The organism is Trichocoleus sp. DQ-U1 (genome assembly GCF_039961925.1).
In the GTDB taxonomy this organism is placed as follows: domain Bacteria; phylum Cyanobacteriota; class Cyanobacteriia; order Cyanobacteriales; family FACHB-T130; genus FACHB-T130.
The window spans coordinates 33,626-48,543 of sequence record NZ_JAMPKB010000001.1 but is presented as its reverse complement, the minus strand read 5'-3'; the positions used below and the strand labels follow the sequence as shown (position 1 = coordinate 48,543).

The 14,918-nt window shown below is 48.5% G+C and carries 12 protein-coding genes and 1 pseudogene; 6 read left to right on the top strand and 7 right to left on the bottom strand.

All coding sequences use genetic code 11. From position 1 onward, the window contains the following. Positions 1 to 4: 4 nt before the first annotated feature. On the bottom strand, positions 5 to 589 hold the full coding sequence (locus NDI34_RS00240) for a DUF99 family protein (RefSeq protein WP_348231501.1): 585 nt from the start codon (positions 587 to 589) through the stop codon (positions 5 to 7). Positions 590 to 889: 300 nt separating this feature from the next. Here NDI34_RS00240 and psb28 point away from each other — a divergent pair, with 300 nt between their 5' ends. From psb28 to NDI34_RS00225, 3 genes and pseudogenes are all read left to right on the top strand, one after another. Next, a complete protein-coding gene (gene psb28, locus NDI34_RS00235) occupies positions 890 to 1,225 on the top strand; it encodes a photosystem II reaction center protein Psb28 (RefSeq protein WP_190414836.1) in 336 nt (111 codons plus the stop codon). A gap of 487 nt (positions 1,226 to 1,712) precedes the next feature. Beyond that, the gene (locus NDI34_RS00230) at positions 1,713 to 2,225 is read left to right on the top strand and encodes a MogA/MoaB family molybdenum cofactor biosynthesis protein (protein ID WP_190414837.1); all 513 of its coding nucleotides are present in this window, start codon (positions 1,713 to 1,715) and stop codon (positions 2,223 to 2,225) included. A 151-nt stretch (positions 2,226 to 2,376) separates the two neighbouring features. Further along, positions 2,377 to 2,772: pseudogene (locus NDI34_RS00225) on the top strand (four helix bundle protein). Between the two features lie 134 nt (positions 2,773 to 2,906). Here the strand turns inward: NDI34_RS00225 and ctpB are convergent. Next, positions 2,907 to 4,214, bottom strand: coding sequence for a carboxyl-terminal processing protease CtpB (gene ctpB, locus NDI34_RS00220; protein WP_190414839.1), 1,308 nt, complete (start codon positions 4,212 to 4,214; stop codon positions 2,907 to 2,909). 292 nt (positions 4,215 to 4,506) lie between these two features. Between ctpB and NDI34_RS00215 the strand changes: the two genes are divergently transcribed. Continuing rightward, positions 4,507 to 5,220 carry a YdcF family protein gene (locus NDI34_RS00215; protein WP_348231500.1) on the top strand — a complete coding sequence of 238 codons (714 nt, stop codon included), beginning with the start codon at positions 4,507 to 4,509 and terminating at the stop codon, positions 5,218 to 5,220. 58 nt (positions 5,221 to 5,278) lie between these two features. On the opposite strand, the gene recJ is transcribed toward NDI34_RS00215, so the two are convergent. The 4 genes from recJ to larC all read right to left on the bottom strand — a co-directional run bounded on the left by recJ (position 5,279) and on the right by larC (position 11,626). Beyond that, a complete protein-coding gene (gene recJ / locus NDI34_RS00210; RefSeq protein ID WP_348231499.1) occupies positions 5,279 to 7,654 on the bottom strand; it encodes a single-stranded-DNA-specific exonuclease RecJ in 2,376 nt (791 codons plus the stop codon). Between the two features lie 319 nt (positions 7,655 to 7,973). Beyond that, complete coding sequence (locus NDI34_RS00205; RefSeq protein WP_348231498.1) at positions 7,974 to 9,122, bottom strand: alanine--glyoxylate aminotransferase family protein; 1,149 nt, start codon at positions 9,120 to 9,122, stop codon at positions 7,974 to 7,976. Between the two features lie 204 nt (positions 9,123 to 9,326). Further along, positions 9,327 to 10,187 carry a class D beta-lactamase gene (gene blaOXA / locus NDI34_RS00200; RefSeq protein ID WP_348231497.1) on the bottom strand — a complete coding sequence of 287 codons (861 nt, stop codon included), beginning with the start codon at positions 10,185 to 10,187 and terminating at the stop codon, positions 9,327 to 9,329. A gap of 101 nt (positions 10,188 to 10,288) precedes the next feature. After that, positions 10,289 to 11,626, bottom strand: coding sequence for a nickel pincer cofactor biosynthesis protein LarC (gene larC / locus NDI34_RS00195; protein ID WP_348231495.1), 1,338 nt, complete (start codon positions 11,624 to 11,626; stop codon positions 10,289 to 10,291). Positions 11,627 to 11,696: 70 nt separating this feature from the next. On the opposite strand from larC, the gene NDI34_RS00190 reads away from it, so the two are divergent. Both NDI34_RS00190 and NDI34_RS00185 read left to right on the top strand, forming a co-directional pair. Beyond that, positions 11,697 to 12,350: an L-threonylcarbamoyladenylate synthase gene (locus NDI34_RS00190; protein WP_190414847.1), complete on the top strand. Its 654-nt coding sequence runs from the start codon at positions 11,697 to 11,699 to the stop codon at positions 12,348 to 12,350. Positions 12,351 to 12,830: 480 nt separating this feature from the next. Then, positions 12,831 to 14,027, top strand: coding sequence for a HetZ-related protein (locus NDI34_RS00185; protein WP_190426837.1), 1,197 nt, complete (start codon positions 12,831 to 12,833; stop codon positions 14,025 to 14,027). 68 nt (positions 14,028 to 14,095) lie between these two features. Here NDI34_RS00185 and NDI34_RS00180 read toward each other — a convergent pair whose 3' ends face one another. Continuing rightward, positions 14,096 to 14,824 (bottom strand): ATP-binding cassette domain-containing protein, encoded by a 729-nt coding sequence (locus tag NDI34_RS00180; RefSeq protein ID WP_190414849.1) that lies wholly within the window; start codon positions 14,822 to 14,824, stop codon positions 14,096 to 14,098. Positions 14,825 to 14,918: the final 94 nt, after the last annotated feature.

Genomic DNA, 14,918 nt, shown 5'->3' with positions numbered 1-14,918 from the left:
ATCCTTACGCCGAACGTCCGCTTTCTCCCTTCACCACCGCTGCTCCAATTAAATGCGCCAGACGTAATGCCTCTGGAACGTTGGCGCAGTCAGTCAGACGTTGCAGCACCGCAGATGTTACGTCTGGCTCAGCACCGCACACTTGGAAAAAGAATGGCGGGAAGGTATAAATTCCACCAGCACGCTGCAAAAGCTTGAGCCGTCGCTCTGGCTGTGGCAAGTGGTGAATGGCTTGTTTGACGGCGGCTAAATCAGGCTGACGCCGCATTACGGCAACGCAGGGGAGTTCCAATCGCTCGGCAAGCTTAGGAAGGTCAATCACATTAAAACCGCCAAAAGCGATGCCGTCGAGCAGCACTAAGTGTAATTGCGGCAAGAACTTTTTACCGAGCAGTAGCTTACAAACGGTATCAGTTGCATTCCAGCCATCTTGCCGCACCTTTCCCCACACCATGCCCTCAAAGCGGGTGCCTGCACAAACGATCCCAGCGATGGAGGCACTACCACCCCTACGGCGTGCAAACGGCGCATCATCGAAGCCGATGACGCGAATTAGGCGATTGAGTCGGAGTAAAGATTCAAGATTCATCTCACACCAAAAAAGGCGATCGCATCCGTGATTTTAAGCTAATTTTCCCTTTTAGAAGCGCTTAAAGTAGCATTTTTGAGCTTAAGAAACTAAGCCAGACTAATCGCCCTAAAAAAGCTTATTTCTGCCAATTTTCAGGAAAATATGTTTAATTCTAACTTGATTGCTCGTCTAACTCAGGTCTCTTGGTGGCATCCGAGGTACTAAAGTGCCCAAAAGCACCCGTAAAAGCTGAACCAGTCCGCTCTAAATAATGAGAAAATGTTAAGTTATCTATCATAAAAACTTGGTGGCAGAATTATGGCTCAAATTCAATTTTCCAGAGGGATCAACGAAGAAGTCATACCGGATGTAAAGCTAACCCGCTCTAAGAGTGGCGCTCATGGCACCGCTACGTTTTATTTTGAAAGTCCCAACGCCTTTAACACCGAAACCTCAGGGGAAATCACTGGGATGTACATGGTTGACGAGGAAGGAGAACTGTTGACGAGAGAAGTCAAGGGCGTATTTGTCAACGGTCAAGCAAAAGACCTCCAAGCAACTTACCTGATGAAGTCTCCTGAAGAATGGGATCGCTTCATGCGCTTCATGCAACGGTATGCAAAAGATCATGGTTTGGAACTTAGCCAGTCCTAAATAAAGACCTAAGTGCTTGGGGCACAGGCAATACCCATGCAATCCGGTTCGGATAAGCTCATTTGCCTACCAGTAACCTCTGGTAGAGACGCGAAATGGTGCGGCACTGCACTGCGTTAACGTGTCGCAGCACGAATGCACCATTTCGCTAATGCGTCTCTACACCCCTCCACTGAGCGGTTGAAACCGCACAGCGACAGCAAGCACACATGAAAACCTGCCGGGAGCAGGTTACAGAACCCTTGATTTTCGGTTGGTTCGCGCTTTTAGGACTTGGAATGCAATCGCCGCAAAATTCCATTCTGAGGGCTTGGTGCAAAATTTGAGTTAACCGAACAGTATTTGAATGCGCGTGCCCTTACCGAGAGCTAGCGAAATCAGGAGTCAAGATTCGTAGGAACGGTTAATCGGACAGCCGTGTGGCAGTAAGATATCCCAGAAAAGCCCGTTTTTAAAAACTCAAAACTCTTGAGGGAATAGCTTACCCATGACCAATCTGCCTCACCCAGACCCGGAGAGGATGACAGTGACTTGCGCTGTTATCACTGTTAGCGATACGCGATCGCCCGAAACCGACAAAAGCGGTCAATTGATTAAACAGTTGCTCCGAGATGCCGGTCACGCGGTCTCAGAGTACGCCATTCTGAAAGATGAACCGGAGGAGATTCGGGCGCAGCTGCAAGCACTCGCCCAACGCCCGGATCTGGATGCTTTGATCTTCAATGGAGGCACTGGCATCGCGCCGAGAGATACCACCTACGACGCTCTAGAAAGCTTGCTCTCAAAAATCTTGCCTGGATTTGGCGAATTGTTCCGGTTTCTCAGTTATCAAGAAATTGGCTCGCGGGCGATCGCATCTCGCGCCGTTGCCGGTGTCTATCAAACCAAATTGGTATTTTCCATCCCCGGTTCTACCAATGCCGTTAAACTTGCCATCCAACAGCTAATTTTGCCAGAACTTGTTCACTTAGTTAGCCAGCTACAGAAAAGTGAGGAGTGAAGAGTTAGGACTGAGGACTGAGGGCTGAGGACTGAGAAGTGAAGAGTTAGGAGTCAGGAATCAGGAGTCAAGAGCCAGGAATCAGGAGTCAAGAGTCAGGAGTGAAGGCGTCTTACAGGCGAGTCAGTGAGAAATAGAGGGGGATAGGCGAGTGAAAGATAGAGTAGAGCGATTTGAAGATTTGATTGCTTGGCAAAAAGCTAGAATCCTTACAAAATCAATTTATAAAGTCACTCAACAGGGTGATTTTGCAAAAGACTTTGGGCTTTCTAGGCAAATTCAACGAGCAGCAGTCTCCATAATGTCTAATATTGCAGAAGGCTTCGAGCGAGGTGGTCGGGCAGAGTTTCATCAGTTTCTTTCTATCGCCAAATCTTCTTGTGCCGAACTTCGTTCTCAACTCTATGTCGCCTTTGATATTGGTTATCTCAAGCAGACTGAATTCAACTAGCTTTTAACACAGGCACAAGAAGTTGCTCGAATTACAGGCGGTCTTCGCGCTGCCGTTGAGAAACAAAAATACCAACAAAAAAGGACTGAGGACTGAGGATTGAGGACTGGGCTAGAAGAAAAGAAATATTTAAAAGCAGTCAATTTTTCTCCAGTTTCTTCTTACTTCTTCCTCTTTTCCTCAGTCCTCAGTCCTCAACCCTCAGTCCTCAGCCCTCACTTCCTTTGCTCTTAACGGACGCTAATCGGTCGGGTCCGTTGAGGTTTATTGGGTTGGGCAAGGCGGGTGTTTTCCAAAGCTGCGATCGCGCGAGCATATTGGGGATCTTGCTGAGTTCCCACCAGCGATGGATTCGTCCCCAGACGCTTTCGCTGATCGTCGTTCAGGTCAATCTTGATATCCGGAGTCACCCCCTTGTGGCTGATATCCGTTCCTAGGGGCGTGTAGTAGTGGGCAATCGTGACCGCTAAACCCGAACCATCGGAGAGAGAATGTACCGACTGCACTAACGCTTTGCCAAAGGTTTGAGAGCCAATAATTGTGGCTCGACCATTATCCTTCAACGCACCTGAGAGAATCTCGCTGGCGCTTGCCGAGTTGCCATCTACCAGCACAGCCAAAGGCAACTGTGTCAGCGCCGTGCGATTTGTCGCAAATTCTTCGTTGTCTCCCTTGCGGTCTACGGTACGGACGATAGCACCTTTGTCCATCCACATCCGGGCAATTTCCACACTCGCGTGCAATAATCCACCCGGATTTCCCCGCAAATCCAATACAAAAGCATCTACTTTGTCGTTATTCAGGGATTGGATAGCGCGGCGCATCTGCTCTGCTGAGTGAGCGCTAAATTCATTCAGACGGATATAGCCAACGCGCAACTTGCCTTCCTGCTTGACCGACTGACGGACGGCTGCTATTTCAATCTGCGCTCTGGTCAATGTCACATCAAAGTCGCCTTTTCCGTCTCGTGACAGCTTAAGCTTTACTTTCGTCCCCACCTCACCCCGAATCAGGTTAGCGGCGGCTTCCACACTCATCCCTTTTGTGGCTTTGCCATCAATTGTCAAAATCTTGTCCCCAGTCTGAAGTCCCGCTCTCACTGCTGGGGAATTCTCAATGGGTTCTACGACGGTAAGAACCTGAGTCTTTTCGTTCAGTTCCAAGCGCAAACCGACGCCAGAAAGTTCGCCGGAAGTTTGACTGGTGAGGGCTTGGTACTGTTTAGGATCTAAAAAGCGGGTGTAGGGATCGCCTAAGGTTTCCAATGCTTCCCGAATCGCCTTATAGGCATCTTCACGGGAATTATAGTTTTTGTTCAACAGCTGTTGCCGCTTTGCTTGCCAATCCACCTGATTAAAGGTGCCATCAACATACTCGCGGTTGACAATTTGCCATGCCTCATCGACGACTGATTTTGGACTTTCCTGTAGAGCAGCGCGAACGGAGGAGCCAAAGAAAGATAAAGCTGCTGTCGTAGCGATCGCTCCACCAAAGAGAGCAACATGGAGCAAGGAAAAGTTTTTTGGGGATGGATTCATGAACGGTGGCTCGAACGGGTGGGGTTTAATGTGTAGATACCGCGTGACGCCTGAAACGAACTATTTCTAAGATACTCAGGTTAATTAACCAGGCTGCATCAATTTTGTGCCAGTTCGCCCAGTGTCCTCCTTATTCGTCTCTGTAACAAGGATAACAGTCTAATTTAGCTAGACTCCCCTGCAAATTTTTGTCTACCTAAGTGTAATCGCCGCCAGAGTAAAAGAACAACAAAATCGCTTGGCTAGCTAAAGTAGTGTTAAGCATCGGCTAAATACCCTTCAAATTCTCAAAATGCCCGGAAAACGCAGAGGTAGTTCAACTGTGCGCGATCGCATCAACTTATCTAGGCGGGCTAGTTTCAGAAGATGGCGACAACTTCTAACACCAGGGATCGCTATCTTTAGCGTCATCTTGGGGACATGGTTATTAACCATTATGCTAACTTTGCGCTCTGCGGCGTCCGGTCCGGTAGATGCCTATTTGGTTTTAGGAGGTAGTATTCGTAGAGAAATATACGTAGCTCAGCTTGCAAAAGAATACCCGCAAACCCGCATATTAATTTCTCAAGGTTCTCCCGAACCGTGCATTTTGCTAATTTTTCAACGGGAAAATGCTCCCATAGAGCAAGTTTGGTTAGAAAAGTGTGCAGACTCCACCTTTGGTAACTTCTACTATAGTGTGCCGATTCTACGCGAATGGGGAGTAAAAAAAGTCAAACTAATTACTTCCGGTACCCATCTACCACGAGCTAAGTGGCTAGCACAGATTCTCATGGGCGCTCAAGGCATTTGGGTAGAGCCAGAGATTGTTCCCGAACAAGGCATTCCTGGCAATCGAGAATCCTCTTTCAAGACAGGATTGGACTTATCTCGTAGTTTGTTGTGGGCAATGGTGAGTCAGGTTTATCAGCCTAAATGTTCAAAATTAATTCCCCTGAAGGATGTAGATATAAAAGATTGGCGTCAGCGGGGTTTTAAGTGCGAACACCAGGGGAATATTCAGTAGCGAGTCGCGATCGCACTCTCTTACCCAGCAGTAACAAATGCGATCGCCGACTCATTTTTTAATAAACCGCAGTTTGAGCAGCCATCGCTCGAATGGTAGACAAGGGAATTTCATAGAAGTACCTTTGGCGAAATTGTTCTTCTTGAACTGCTGCGATAAATTGTTCGATGGCTGTCTCTGCTTTCGGTAATTGTCCGTTCCCTAAATCAGAATGAGCGGCATCTTCCTGGGAATGCCAAGTAATTTGAACCATCCAGTCGAGTTGTTTAACATGGAAGCCGAGATGAGAAATAGCTTCTAATCCGAGTTGGAGAGTGCGATCGCTAATTCCCAGCTTTTGGTGCAGTTGAGTATACGTCGCCTCTTGACCCGTGCGACTGAGGTATTTGGCAATTCCTAACAGTTGCAGCCAGATTTGGCTGGGGGGAACGGGTTCTGGGGGAGAATACGCGATCGCGAGGGTTTGATTTGCCTGAATTGCCCGCCTGAACCACACTTGCAGCTCATCCCAGCTACTGGGGCACTCTCGAACTGGCAGAACTGATAGCGCAGCAGTAGCAAGTGCGGACTCCTCACGACAGTCTAAAATCCAGTCTATCTGGTTCGGAGTGCCTAACTGCTGCGGCTGTTCTAAAGAACGCACGGCAATTATCCGCACTTCATAGTGAGGTCTAATCCCTTTATTAGGATTTTCGTAGCTATTAAAATCAAGCTCGACAATTGCATCGCATCTACCTTGGGGTAGCTCTTCCTTATAATGTCCCCACCAGATTCCGGAAAACCCAGTTTCGCAAGAGTCATCCCGAATTTTAAAAGTAGTTTTGATATATTGAACTTTTGCGCCTTTTAAGTCCTGAGTATTGCTATTCCAACTATTTTCAAACCAGCAATTTTGAATGAGCAATTTTGGTGCTGGATTGCCCATTCCGCAGGGTTCTAATAGTTTCAGTTCCCAAAATAAATCTCTTCCTAATTCACTGACCGTACACACCAAATCTGCCTGCACAATCGGCGCTAAAGGTGTCCCATCTGGGGTGCCCACAGAAGCTCGCAATTGCTGGTTAACAGCTTCTGTAAACAGGGGAATCTTATCAACTGGGAGACTCAACCCAGCGGCAAAGGGATGACCGCCAAATCGATGTAAGAGGTGTTCTTGCGCTTTCACCAACTGGTAAAGATCGACTTGATTCACAGAACGGGCGGAACCGCGTGCTAAAGCGTTTTCACTCAAGTCGCCCTCTGTACTCAACAAAATCGTAGGACGCCCTGTTTCCTGCGCCACTTGCCCCGCCACTAAACCCAAGACACCGACAGGCCATTGCGTATCGCAAAGAACAATCACGCTAGTGGTTGATAAGTCCAACTGGCTTAATTTTTTATTAACTTCAGCGGCGACATCTTTTTGCAATGATTTACGACGGGCATTGGCTAATTCTGTTTCTAATGCCAACTGCTGACAGCGCTTCTCATCGCGGCTGGTAAGTAACTCCACACAGAAGGAAGCATCCCCTTGAATGCGGCTAACAGCGTTAATTCTAGGGCCAAGACCGAAAGAAATGTCCGTTGGGCGATCGCCACTTTTCTGACACAATTCTAATAGACGAGCAACCCCAGGACGATTCCGCTTTTTGGTTTGCTGTTGCAGTACTGAAATTCCTCGCTGTGCCAGGTAGCGACAATCACCGCTTAACTGGACTAAATCAGCAATTAAACCAATTGCCACTAAATCCAATAAATCTTCTAACGGCTGTTGGGGAACATCCGGCAAAGTTTCATAAAGTGCTTCTACTAACTTATAGGCAACTGCCACACCCGAAAGGTGAAACATCGGATGAGCTTTGGATAAATAGCGGGGGTTGATGATAGCTGTCAACGCTGGACGTTCCTCTGGCAGGGTGTGGTGATCCGTGACAATTACATCAATCCCTAGTTGATGGGCATATTCAATTTCCTTCAGATTTGTGCTGCCAGTGTCGCAAGTTACAATTAGCTTCGTTCCATCCTGGGCAAGGGCGTCAATTCCCCGTTCATTGAGTCCATGAGACTCCGTTAAACGATTGGGAATGTAATAAACTAGCTGCTGCTGCTGGGTAAAAAACTGTCCCAGTCCATCCCAGAGAACCGATGTTGCGGTAATCCCATCAGCATCAAAATCTCCCCAAATGGAAACTTTTTCCCCCGCGTTACGGGATTTTATTAATCGTTCTACAGCCCATTGCATTTCCTGCCCAAATTCAAAGGGACTTGCCGGGTGATACAACTGAGAATTTAAAAACCCCGACAATTGCTGAATATCGCGAATCCCCCGTTGCCACAACATCTGTGCGGCATAATGTCCGGGTAATCCTGGGGCGTGGCGTCTGACTTCGTCAATAAATGCCGCCGGTGGTTCAACCGTTGACTGGATTTGCCATTGAAGTTGCTGCTGTGACATTTTTCTTTTTATCCTTCTTTCTGGCATCCTATCTCACAATAATTGCCTCGCGAAGAGATAGGGATGCTATAGATGGCAACTAAAAAACAAAATAGGATTGCAGATGTGTTGATCAAGAAATATAAATCTGACATCAGAATTTAGCCGGTATCAAAATGCTGCCATAGGCTGATTAGACGCTGGGTACTAAGTTCATAATCACGACAAATTGACTGGGACTCCGATTTCTTGCGTAGGGGCATGGTACAGCCATGCCCTTACAGAACGCCAATGAGTGTAAGTTGTTTAATCCAGGTTCCTTAGCACCCTCAATCCTCAACTAATGAGGTAAAACCTGCTTTAATGCCTCCACAAGGCGATCCACACTCTCTGGACGACTGTTGAATCCCATAAGACCCACACGCCAGACTTTACCCGCGAGTTCACCCAGTCCGCCGCCAATTTCTATATTGTGTTCGTTGAGTAGCTGACGCGCGATCGCTTTGCCATCCACACCTTCTGGAATGCAAACAGTGGTCAGCGTTGGCAGGCGAAACTCTCGTTTAACGTGCATCGCTAGTCCTAAGTTTTCTAAACTTTCCCAGAGATACTCGACGTTCTTTTGATGGCGCGTCCAGCTATTTTCGATTCCTTCTTCTGCAATCAAACGCAACGCTTCCCGCAGAGCATAGTACAAGTTAATTGGAGCAGTGTGGTGATAGGTGCGTTCTTTACCCCAATACTTACTCAACAACGTCATATCTAAATACCAGTTAGCCACCTTCGTGCCACGTTGTTGCAATTTCTCAATTGCACGGGGACTCATCGTAAACGGCGAAGCACCGGGAGGACAACCTAACCCTTTCTGGCTACAGCTATAAGCTAAGTCAACCTTCCACTCATCCAGAAACAAGGGGACGCCCCCCAGACTGGTCACACTATCCACTAATAGCAGACAATCAAATTCACGACAGAGGTCACCGACTCCTTCTAACGGTTGGCGTGCCCCCGTGGAGGTCTCGGCATGGACTAAAGCCAGAATCGCAGGGCGATGAGTTTCTAAGGCGGTTCGGAGTTCGTCTATAGGGAACACTTGCCCCCAAGGTTTGGTAATCGTTCGCACATCCGCACCATATCGTCCTGCCATATCCACGAGGCGGTTGCCAAAGTACCCGCTAACGCCCACTAGAACCACATCACCGGGTTCGGTAACGTTGGCAATGGTTGCTTCCATTGCTGCCGTTCCCGTCCCGCTGACTGCAATGGTGAGGGGGTTTTCTGTCTGCCAAACATAGCGCAGCAACATCTGGATTTCGTCCATCAGTGCCAGAAATGCTGGATCGAGGTGCCCCACCGGAGGGGTATTCATCGCCTGAAGGACAGCGGGATGGGCATTGGATGGGCCTGGACCCAGCAGCAAACGAGTCGGAATTTCTAGAGGGGCGAGTTGCAGCCGAGTTGTGTTGTTAATTGAGGAGGTTAGGGTCATGATTGGTTCTAGGCTCGATCAAGCGAGGACTATTTTAGAGTCTAAAGGTTAGCTGAGTGCAAGTAACGCTACTGATATAGCAGTCTTAAATAATTCGCGAAGGCGAGATCCCGGACTTCTTAAAGAAGTCCGGGATCTGAAGGATTGCCTCACAGCTCAAATAGAATTGCGATAAATCGTCTAAGAGACTGTTTTTAAAGAAAATCAAAGTAGTCCTATGGCTTTAAGACTGCGCCGGGTAATTTCAATGCGATTGACGCCATCGTTATCATTTCGTATATCCATATTTGTGGCAAAGAAATAAACATTTTTGTTCTGTTCCAGATATCCCACAAACCAGCCATTCTCAGGATTCGTACTGTCCGCCCAGCCCGTCTTTCCGCGCAGCACATAGTCTGGAGTTTGTTCGCGCACCATAATATCTTTGACCAAATCTAAGCTGCGTTGGGAAAAGGGTAAGTCGCCGCGATAGAGACGTTGCAGGAACTCAATCTCTTGTTTGGGCGTAATTTTTAAAGGGCCATCTAACCAAAATCGATCGATTTGCTCAGATGTCCCAATTTGACGGTTTCCATAGCCGACTTGATTGATAAATTTCTGCATCCGTTCGTGCCCAATTTTCCGAGCCAAAATTTGGTAGAACCAAACCGTTGAGTCTTTGAAACCTTGGCGCAGGTTGGTGTCTCGGTTCCAAGCTGCGATGTTACGCTGAATGCCGTCCCAGGTTAAAACAGTCACCTCATCTCGAATCACCCCTGTTTCCAATGCCACAAGTGCGTTGAAAATCTTGAAGGTTGAAGCGGGGAAGAATGCCGTTGAGTTTCGAGGCGCGTTATGTTCGTAGAATTGGTTTTTATTTTGGTCATAAACCACAATTGACCCTTCAATGCCCAGTTCTCGGAAAGAACGCCCTAGGTCTATCCCTTGAGTTGTAGTGATTTCCGAAGTTGGTTGAGGTGGCTGAGAGTTCGCAGCAGTGCCGAGGAAACCGCTAATGGTCAATAGCGCCACGAGGCTAGCAATGGCGATCGCGATCGCTAAGGGCACTTGCTTAATTCGATACATCAGGATTTTCCTTACGTGATTTTCAAACCAGTCGTAATACAGGAATGGGTTTGGCAATTCCAGAAATCTAGTTAGGTATCTGGGTCTTGCTGGCAGCAAATTCAAGTATTGCGACTGTTCTGGAGATACCAGGTATTGAGCGCCAGTTGATGCACCTCGCGCCAGGGAAGGTTATTTGCCTTCGCTAATTCGGCACAATCTTCGTATTCTGGCTGCACATTCGCGATCGCTTTCTGGTTAGGATGCCCCGTCCAGGCAACCTTGACGCGAACGAAGCCATATTCTGTCTGAACCTGTTGAATTTCTCGCTGCAAAATTGAGCGTTGCTGTGTCTGACGCCGGATGCCGAGTGTCGTCGTTTCTCGGAATAAGATCGCTTCGCAAGCGGATATTTGTTCGGGATGGCAAATAACCGTCAGCAAAATGCCAGGACGAGACTTTTTCATCCCAATCGGTTGCGTGAAGACATCCACCGCACCGGCGTTAAACAGTGCCTCAAACACATAGCCGATGGCTTGGGGACTCAAGTCATCGATTTGGGTTTCCAGCACCGAAATTATTTCTAAAGAGGGGCTTTCGGAAGGCTGAAGGAATCCCGACTCTTGTTGAGAAGCAAATCGCGTCTCCACACCCTCACCAATCCAGAGGCGCAGAATATTGGGAATCGGTAACTGACGGGAACCGGCACCATTTCCAACCCGCTGGATCGTCATGGGGGGTGGAGATCCAAAGCCGGTGGCAAGCGTACAAGCGATCGCTGCTCCAGTCGGTGTCACCAGTTCCCGATCGATGCCATTACTATAAACTGGCACCTGGCGCGATTCCCACAACTTTAATACAGCCGGTACCGGCACCGCTAGCTGACCGTGAGCTGCTCTAACCATCCCGCCACCAGTGGGGAGTGCCGAACAGTATAGTTCGTCAATCCCCAACCAATCCAAGCCCAGACAAGTGCCGACAATATCTACAATGGCATCAGTCGCCCCGACTTCATGAAAATGAACTTCTTCTGGGGGAATGCCGTGAACCGCTCCTTCTGCGTCTGCCAGCCGTTGAAACACTGCCAAACTGGACGCTTGTACTCGTAACGGAAACTCTGCTGCTGCAATCAACTGGACAATTTCTGGTAGATGCCGCGTCGGGGAATGAAAATGAACCCGATCGCCATCGGGATGCTGATGCCCACCATTTTGCCGGTGATGTTCGGGGTGGTGATTTAAATCGGTGCGATCGCGATCGCTCAAATCTACGTGAAATTTAGTAGCTTGCTGACCGTTCCGGTGAACGTGTTCGGCTCGTAACTGGTATTCTTGGGAAATTCCCAGCCTCTTGAGCTTTTCTATCAAATAATCTAGGGGAACTCCCGCATCTACAAGTGCCCCCAGGCACATATCACCGGCAATTCCTGTTGGACATTCTAGATACGCTAGCTTGTTCATAAGGAGTAATCAGGAGTCAGGAAAAATTCTGGATTCTGAATTCTGTAGTCTCAGTTCTGGATTCTGCATTATGGCGACAATCTACAATATCCATCCTGATACACCGCAAACTCGTGGAATAGAACAAATAGTAGGTGCCCTAAGAGCAGGCGCTGTGATGCTATATCCCACTGATACTGTCTACGCGATTGGCTGTGACCTAAATGTCAAGTCAGCGGTGGAGCGTGTGAGGCTCCTTAAGCAGCTATCTAATGATAAGCCCCTGACGTTCCTGTGTCCGTCTCTGTCCAACATTGCCCAATATGCCATCGTCAGTGATGTCGCTTATCGGATTATGAGGAATTTAATTCCTGGGACTTACACGTTTCTGCTACCCGCCACCAAATTAGTGCCGAAGCTGGTGATGAGTCCTAAGCGCAAAACGACGGGTATTCGGGTTCCGGAGCATACAGTGTGCCAGTCGCTGTTGCAGGCATTAGGCAATCCGATTATTTCCACCTCAGCGCACCTCGTGGATGAGAATGGCAACGCCCCAACCCTAGGGTTGGAGAAGGCAAAATTGTTTGACCAGCTAGACAAGCTAGTCGATCTGATTGTGGACATTGGCTCGGAACCAGGAGATGGGGTTTCCACAATTTTAGATTTGACAGATGAGGAACCTGTCATCGTCCGGCGCGGTCTGGGATGGGAGGCTGCAACGGCTTGGGCGACATCGGTCAGTTGATTTTAGATGAAAGATTAAAGATTAAAGATTGAGTTAAAGCTTTTACATCCAAAATCCCCAATCGCTAATCTAAAATCCCTTTGCGAACTAAAGACAATTAACTACAGCCTCGGCACTAGGGAATTCGGACGATAACCCTACCAGCAATCCACTTCCTGGATTGTCCACTCAACACCAGCTCCTACCGCTTTGCGACAACACTTGTGCGTCGATAGTTTGAGGGGCGCAAGCCCAGATACAGCAAGGGTTAGTGCTTCTTTTAGGTCAGATGGAATGGGGAGAGAGCGTAGAGATGACCCATAGTGAGCTGAGAGTAGTAACACACCCGCTGTCCGGTGTCTAACAATCAGCCCCTACAGTCTATATATAGAGAGTTGAGACGGTCAATCGCAGGCGCTGCCTGAAGGGAGACAAAACTTTTGAACCGTTCTCAGTGGCTCTTGTTGACTTTGAATACTGTCGCTACCAGGGGCTTTCACCATGACAACTATTAATTCTCTCAGCCAATCTTCTGAAAATCTATGCCACTCGACCGAGCAACTGTTGGGAATCGACGTGGAAACGATGACCGGCCTGTTGTTAGAGGAATTGCGGACTGAAATCAAAACGACGTCATTGCACGTTCAGGCGATCGCTAACCGGATCGCTCTAGAGGTACAGCGGATTTGCAGCAAGAGTCCGCGCATCCAGACTTCTGGCGAGGTTCGCTCTTGGCAGTTAAATCTGGGACGGCATCGGTTGCAAAAGTGTCTGTCATACTACCGGCTGGGTTCTAAGCGGGGTCGGGTTGAACTGCACAGCAACCTCAGCGCGATGGTTTATCGCTATGTAGTGTCGCCCAACTCTCAGTTAGGTTTTCAAGCCCGCTACAACCTGATTGAGGACTTCTTGCAAGAGTTTTACGCCGAGTCAATCAAAGCTTTCCGGCGGGAAAACGAGCTGACAATAGACTACACTCCCCGCACTCAACTGGAACTGGCGGAGTATATGGCATTCAGCGAACAGTATGCCAAGCGTCGCATCAATTTACCGAATGGCACCAGCCAGCAGCTGATTGTGTTGAGGGCACAGGGGTTTGCTCGCCGCCAGCCTGCTGAGACGAGCATGGATATTGAGAAGGCGATTGAGTTTCCCAGAGGTGAAGATGCGGACACGCAAAGTCGGTCAGCGGCGATGCACCAGCTGCGATCGCAATTGGTTGCCGATACGATTGATCCGGCGGAAGCAGTGTTGCGCGATCGCGTCGTTGCTGAACTGATGGAATACCTGCAAGCTCAAGGTCAAGAGGACTGTGTCAATTACCTGGTGTTAAAGCTGCAAGACCTCTCCGCACCAGAGATTGACGAAATCCTGGGTTTAACCGCACGTCAGCGCGACTACTTGCAACAGCGCTTTAAGTACCATGTGGAAAAATTCTCTCGTCAAAATAACTGGAAGCTGGTACATCAATGGTTGGGAGCCGATCTCGACCAAAAGCTGGGACTCTCTTCTCAGCAGTGGGAAGCGTTTTGGAATCAACTTTCTCTGGAACAGCAGCAGCTATTGCAGTTAAAACAAGCTCAAGTCAACGAGCGGGAGATTGCTCAAACACTCGGATGCACGCCCAAACAGTTACAAAAGCGCTGGACTCAAGTGCTGGAAATGGCTTGGAAAATCCGCAACCAAGGAGATTTATGACTAATGAGTTTCGAGTGTTGAGTTAAGATAATTCTCTTAATTCAACACTCATCACTCATCACTTTCCTCTAACCCCACTGGAATTTCCCCGGAATAGAATAGGAACGGGAATCGAGCAAATGCTCCGCCTGACCGACTGCAACAACTTGTCCTGCTGCCAAGATTACTAAACGATCGGCGAGTTCCAGGGCATCGGCTCGTGAATGAGTCACCAGGACAACCGGCAAGTTAAATTGACGTTGAATGGTTTTCAACTCGGTTCGGAGGGTTGCTCTCAAATCATCATCGAGGGCGCTGAAAGGTTCATCAAGAAGCAGAATTTTAGGGTAGGGAGCTAAAGCCCGCGCAATCGCTACTCGTTGAGCTTGCCCACCAGAAATCTTCTGCACGGGTTGATGTACCAGATCCTCAAGTTCTAACAAATTTACCAATTCGCGAACGCGCTGCTGCCGCCGGTGCCGTTGCCAGCGGTTGAGAGCAAAGCCAATATTTTCCGCTACGTTCAAATGCCCAAATAAGGCGCAGTTTTGGAAGACATAACCGACATTTCGCCGGTGCGCTGGCAAGTTCAAACGCTCTTTAGTATCCAGGAAGATTGTTCCCGCCACTTCAATCCGGCCCCAGTCCGGACGCAACAACCCTGCGATCGCTTGTAATGTCGAACTCTTGCCACAGCCAGATGGCCCAAATAGAACGGTTAAGCCGCTAGAAACTTCAAACTGAATATTTAAATGAAACTGCCCGCCAATGGTCGCCGACTTAGGCAGAAAATTTTTGCCAAAGGCGACTTTCAGCATGGAATACACATAGAATGTCCCAACGCAATTCCTCTTTAGTTTTGTTAGGGTATATGTTAACAATTGTCAACGAACGCGCACAGCTACTCGGCGG

What these genes read in the sequence shown, in the direction of transcription:
- NDI34_RS00240 (WP_348231501.1), bottom strand. Translation starts at nt 589, where the DNA reads ATGAATCTTGAATCTTTACTCCGACTCAATCGCCTAATTCGCGTCATC.
- psb28 (WP_190414836.1), top strand. Translation starts at nt 890, where the DNA reads ATGGCTCAAATTCAATTTTCCAGAGGGATCAACGAAGAAGTCATACCG.
- NDI34_RS00230 (WP_190414837.1), top strand. Translation starts at nt 1,713, where the DNA reads ATGACCAATCTGCCTCACCCAGACCCGGAGAGGATGACAGTGACTTGC.
- ctpB (WP_190414839.1), bottom strand. Translation starts at nt 4,214, where the DNA reads ATGAATCCATCCCCAAAAAACTTTTCCTTGCTCCATGTTGCTCTCTTT.
- NDI34_RS00215 (WP_348231500.1), top strand. Translation starts at nt 4,507, where the DNA reads ATGCCCGGAAAACGCAGAGGTAGTTCAACTGTGCGCGATCGCATCAAC.
- recJ (WP_348231499.1), bottom strand. Translation starts at nt 7,654, where the DNA reads ATGTCACAGCAGCAACTTCAATGGCAAATCCAGTCAACGGTTGAACCA.
- NDI34_RS00205 (WP_348231498.1), bottom strand. Translation starts at nt 9,122, where the DNA reads ATGACCCTAACCTCCTCAATTAACAACACAACTCGGCTGCAACTCGCC.
- blaOXA (WP_348231497.1), bottom strand. Translation starts at nt 10,187, where the DNA reads ATGTATCGAATTAAGCAAGTGCCCTTAGCGATCGCGATCGCCATTGCT.
- larC (WP_348231495.1), bottom strand. Translation starts at nt 11,626, where the DNA reads ATGAACAAGCTAGCGTATCTAGAATGTCCAACAGGAATTGCCGGTGAT.
- NDI34_RS00190 (WP_190414847.1), top strand. Translation starts at nt 11,697, where the DNA reads ATGGCGACAATCTACAATATCCATCCTGATACACCGCAAACTCGTGGA.
- NDI34_RS00185 (WP_190426837.1), top strand. Translation starts at nt 12,831, where the DNA reads ATGACAACTATTAATTCTCTCAGCCAATCTTCTGAAAATCTATGCCAC.
- NDI34_RS00180 (WP_190414849.1), bottom strand. Translation starts at nt 14,824, where the DNA reads ATGCTGAAAGTCGCCTTTGGCAAAAATTTTCTGCCTAAGTCGGCGACC.